Origin of the sequence: Bradyrhizobium jicamae, from assembly GCF_018130215.1 — a bacterium.
GTDB lineage: Bacteria > Pseudomonadota > Alphaproteobacteria > Rhizobiales > Xanthobacteraceae > Bradyrhizobium > Bradyrhizobium jicamae_A.
Genome location: NZ_JAFCKQ010000102.1, coordinates 1 through 4,397 on the forward strand (window position 1 = coordinate 1; position 4,397 = coordinate 4,397).

3 protein-coding genes, 1 tRNA gene and 1 pseudogene are annotated in these 4,397 nt (G+C 59.5%); 2 read left to right on the top strand and 3 right to left on the bottom strand.

The genetic code is table 11. From position 1 onward, the window contains the following. The first annotated feature begins 535 nt into the window (after positions 1–535). The gene (locus tag JQ586_RS39950; protein ID WP_249148687.1) at positions 536–1,636 is read left to right on the top strand and encodes a DUF418 domain-containing protein; all 1,101 of its coding nucleotides are present in this window, start codon (positions 536–538) and stop codon (positions 1,634–1,636) included. Positions 1,637–1,773: 137 nt separating this feature from the next. On the opposite strand, the pseudogene JQ586_RS41040 reads toward JQ586_RS39950, so the two are convergent. Further along, a pseudogene (locus JQ586_RS41040) lies at positions 1,774–1,962 on the bottom strand (hypothetical protein); the annotation flags it as partial. 314 nt (positions 1,963–2,276) lie between these two features. Further along, positions 2,277–2,366, bottom strand: a tRNA-Ser gene (locus tag JQ586_RS39955). A gap of 874 nt (positions 2,367–3,240) precedes the next feature. Here JQ586_RS39955 and JQ586_RS41760 point away from each other — a divergent pair. Then, complete coding sequence (locus JQ586_RS41760; protein WP_212400108.1) at positions 3,241–3,438, top strand: hypothetical protein; 198 nt, start codon at positions 3,241–3,243, stop codon at positions 3,436–3,438. 45 nt (positions 3,439–3,483) lie between these two features. Here JQ586_RS41760 and JQ586_RS39965 read toward each other — a convergent pair whose 3' ends face one another. Continuing rightward, positions 3,484–3,879 carry a hypothetical protein gene (locus tag JQ586_RS39965; RefSeq protein ID WP_212400109.1) on the bottom strand — a complete coding sequence of 132 codons (396 nt, stop codon included), beginning with the start codon at positions 3,877–3,879 and terminating at the stop codon, positions 3,484–3,486. Between the last annotated feature and the right edge of the window lie 518 nt (positions 3,880–4,397).

The following is a 4,397-nucleotide window of genomic DNA, read 5'->3' on the forward strand; positions in this document are numbered from 1 at the left end:
CTTCACCCAACCGATCATAGAGCTCACTGTGCCCGCGCGCGTGCGTCTATCAGGCGGTCCTCGTCGTATGCGTACGGTTCGACCATCGTCGCGGGCGCAACTACTACAGGGCGCGGGGAAACCAGAAAGTTCGAGAATACTGGCACATGCGTGCCGCATGCCGGAACGGACCAACCCATCGTGGGCTCAATCGCAATGAGCAACGACCTAGTGCAACTTCGTCTCCCGCTCCAACACCTTCGCCAACTGGGCATTAGTAGCTAAAGCAAGCCCCTTGATCGCTACGGTGGATGTCTGCTCAGTGTCAATCGCTACAGCATGGTCCGGTCTCGTAAGGTCCGATCTACATCTTACACCAGACGGGTCAACGGTCGCGTGTGTTGGTCGCGGTGGCCTAGAAGCCGACATGGCATAGAATCTTCTTACAATCTATATTCGTCCCGCAATGGCTCACACCCCAATTCGCGAAGGACGTTCAGGCCCGATAAGCCCATCGGATCGTATCGCCAGTATCGACGCACTTCGTGGTGTCGCGTTGTTCGGCGTCCTCGCGATCAATCTGGTGACAGCCTTCCGGATCTCGATTTTCGAGCAATTCCTACCTACTGGACCCGCACCTCCTCTGGACCGAGCCGTCGAGACCGCTTTGACGCTGGCCGTCGACCTGAAAGCATTTGCTCTCTTTTCCCTTTTGTTCGGCACAGGGCTAGCTATTCAATTCGAGCATCTTTCGGCGAACCCGCGCCGCGCGTTTCTTTTGTTGCGCCGGCTGGTCGTCCTGCTCGCATTTGGATTGATCCACCTGTGCCTTATCTGGAATGGCGACATTCTCACGGAATATGCAGTCGCGGGTCTGATCGTCTTACCGCTTCTGTTCGGTCCGCGCTCGCTCCTCGCGGCAGGCGCAGCGGCGTTCCTCGGACTGTATCTCGCAATGCAGGAATGGCCGCCGCCCGGACTGTTTCCGACCCTTGCTTCTCTCCAACGCGACATCCAGGAGGCCCATCTGATCTATCCAAAGGGCAGCTTCGTGGAGGTGTTGGCGTTCCGGGTTCGTGAAATCCCTCTGATCATTCCCCTACACGTCTATATGTTTCCGCGCACCATCGGACTGTTCCTGTTTGGTGCCTTCGTCTGGCGCAGCGGCGTCCTGCGAAAGCCGCATCAGATGCTGCTGTTCTCAACGGCAGCCGGCTGCATCGGTGTCGGCGCTGCTCTCGTCGTTGCAGGTTCAACCGACTCTATTCCACAGACGGTGATCGGCAAACTCGCAACTCCCGCCAGCACATTCGTACTGGCGATCGGCTATGGCGCGATCATCCTTGCGATCGCCAACACGGTAAGCGGGAAGGCGCTGCTGGGATGGGCCGCGCCGCTGGGCCGCATGGCGTTCACGAACTACCTTGCGCAATCGCTGATCTTCGGATGGGTTTTCTACGGATACGGCCTTGGTCTGTTCGGCTCCATCGGCGCGGCGAAAGCACTCGTGATCGGCCTCGCTGTCTACATCGCCCAGGTCTTCTTCAGCGCGTGGTGGCTGAGCAGCTATCGATACGGCCCGGTCGAATGGCTGTGGCGGACGCTGATGTACGGCACGATGCAGCCGATGTCGCTGGCGCCGAGCCGCTCAATTTGACGAATAGCCCTCGTCCGCCTTCGGTCATGTGCGCCCTCTCGAGCGCTTGTTGACTACTTCCGTTCAGCTTCCACAAGGCGACATGCCAAAGAGCCGCCCGGGTTGCGCCCGAACTCGCATCATCGTTCTCCCGGCCACTACACCGAGGGCGGGTTCATCGCCGAGATCTTGTTCGCCCGTAGCGCACCAGATGACTCCGCTTGAACGAATGTCCGCTCCGTCGCGAACAATCCTTGCAGCGCATGTACCGATCGAGTTCGTGAACCGGCGTCCAATTCGGGGCGCCGGACGATGTCGAGCGCGACGGTCTGGTGGGTCTCACAGCCGGAGGGCACTTGACCGGTTCGCTGCGGTTTCCGGATTGGCGTCGAACTCGGCCTCCACACGAAGTCGTTGTGGCTATCGCAACCCAACCGTAGACACCAGCCGTAGCTTTACAAGCAAGCTCGCCAAACCGCAGCAAAATCAATACCGTGCAGAGGAGGGGATGTGATCCTCCAGTCAAAACCATCCTCCGAACCTAGGGTCCCAAGCTACGGTTTGCGCTTGATTGTGAGGAACGACGGCGAACGAAGAAATACAGTCTGCCGGCGAAGGCACTGATTTTACTGGGGATTCCGAACAGCGGAGAACACTATACTGGCGGAAGGGGTGGGATTCGAACCCACGGTACCCTTGCAGGCACGCCGGTTTTCAAGACCGGTGCCTTAAACCACTCGGCCACCCTTCCGTCTTTGAAATTGTTGGGCTTTTAGGTTGCCTCGACGGTACGAAACTAGAACTCTGCTACCATCTTGCTACCCAACGTCTTTCTGACGGTTGTTTATGGCGGCGCGCAGCACCCCGTCAACTGCGGCGGCGGCTTCTTCCTGCAGCGGAGAGCGGCCCGCTCGGGGTTACCGCTCGGATTGCGCCTAGTCCCAAAGGATCTCGAGCGGGTTCTATTCGGGGAGCGTCGGCTGACGGAGAGTCCCGGCGGACTCACGCCACGAAGGTTGTGCCGGCCGGGCATTCTCTGCTCGCCAGCGCAGTAGGAATGTCAACGTAGCAATAGCCAGGAGCAGCCACGTCGCGGTCGCGATTACTCGTCCGACCATGAGATTCTTCCGTATAGAGCGGTTATCCCGTTAGGCGAGGGCATCGCATGTGGCGACGCTCTCTGATCGCGCGGTGACTGATGAGCGGCCTTAATTGCGCGACTGTGTACAACTCTATTCCGTCAGAGCGTCACTGCAATTGGTGTCGCAGATTAAGGATGCCGCTTCAGGTTAACCTAGGGCGACGACCGCAATGAAGGTCACGACGAGGACCAGCGGCGATGGGCCTTGCGATGCACGTCTGGCTTGCCGAGGCATCCCATTTCGTAGCCCCCTCCTTGGACGAGTGACCAAGGATGTCGAAAGCCGGCGGCTGGTTGCCGAGCAGATAGTTGTTGTGCGCCCGGTTTTTCACCTTGATCCAGTCCTTCGATGGGCCTCTGCGGTATGGCCGATCGGACCGCTTTGACACCATCCCTTCGAGCACCATGTCGCAGGCCGCCCGAAACAGGTCGGGACCGATCGCCCGGTCTCGAACGGGTTGACGAATATGCCCTCCGGCCGTCGGTGCAGCAGCCGCTCAAGGTTCGTCTTGCGCATCGACAGCGGCAGGCCTCGCAGATCCTCACCGCCCAGCGCCAGCACGTCGAAGGCGCAGAGCTGCACCTCGGCATCGTGCTTGCCGTCGTGCAACGCGTTGAAATCGGAGATCCCGTCGACGCCGGCCGGGATCGTCTTGCGTCGGTAGGCAGAAATCGAATTTGAGCATGAGCGAATTCTATGCGCGGTCAGCCGTGCGAGTCTCTTTTCCTAGTGACCCTTGTTCGGTCCCCATTCGTCGACGGGGCGTTTCGGATCACGCATCAAACGCACGGCCGTATCACAGTCACCAAACGGTCGGCAGGAGTGTACGATCTCGGCCGTGTCTCTGCAGTCGGGACACCAGTCGGGGCTTCGCTGGCGGGGGCCTGCTGCAATCGTACTTGGACGTTGAATATGACTGTCCGGATCGTGCTCGACCTGCCGCTTTAACAGCATGAATGCCCGCTCACGATCGGCTTCATTGTTTGAAATCAGCAGAGGGTAAAGCGCCACGTATGTCTCTTGCGGGACGAAGATCTTGCCGAGCGGTGGTATGTCGAGAATGATAGGACCGGTAACAGCGGCCAGCGGAGGAATTCCGATATTCCGACCGCGCAGATTCACGAAGTGCTCCGGCACCCGGCGGACGGCACCGGCATCTGTCGGGCTACGGTGGACTAGGCCCGGGTGAGGTGCAGCTCGCATGGGAGCAGAATACCGAATCGTTGGAGCCCGCATCGCAGGTGCTCTTGATGCTGCGCCCGATCTAATGGAACTTCCCGAGTGGCCTAGCCCACCACCTCCGCCTCGGGCCAGCGATTGGGACGATACCAGCACGCATGCGCCAACGACCGCGATCAGAGCTTGCTGTTTCATCATCGCCGGCCTCATTTCTCCGGGGTTGGAGCCCGCCGATAAGCGCCGGAATCTACTCTCCAGTATCCAAGAGGCCAGCGGATATAGCGCGGTACCCAATTTGAGACATCAGGCGAAGAGGTTCTTTCCAGCCTGCGCTAACCTTTCGGGGGCAGGCTCCAATCCGCCTCGGCGGTCGATAAGCCGGCTGCGAACAAGGTGAGTGGTGCTGCGACGGCGCCGATGTCAATCACCTGACGGATCCCCAATGGACGATCAAAGATGGC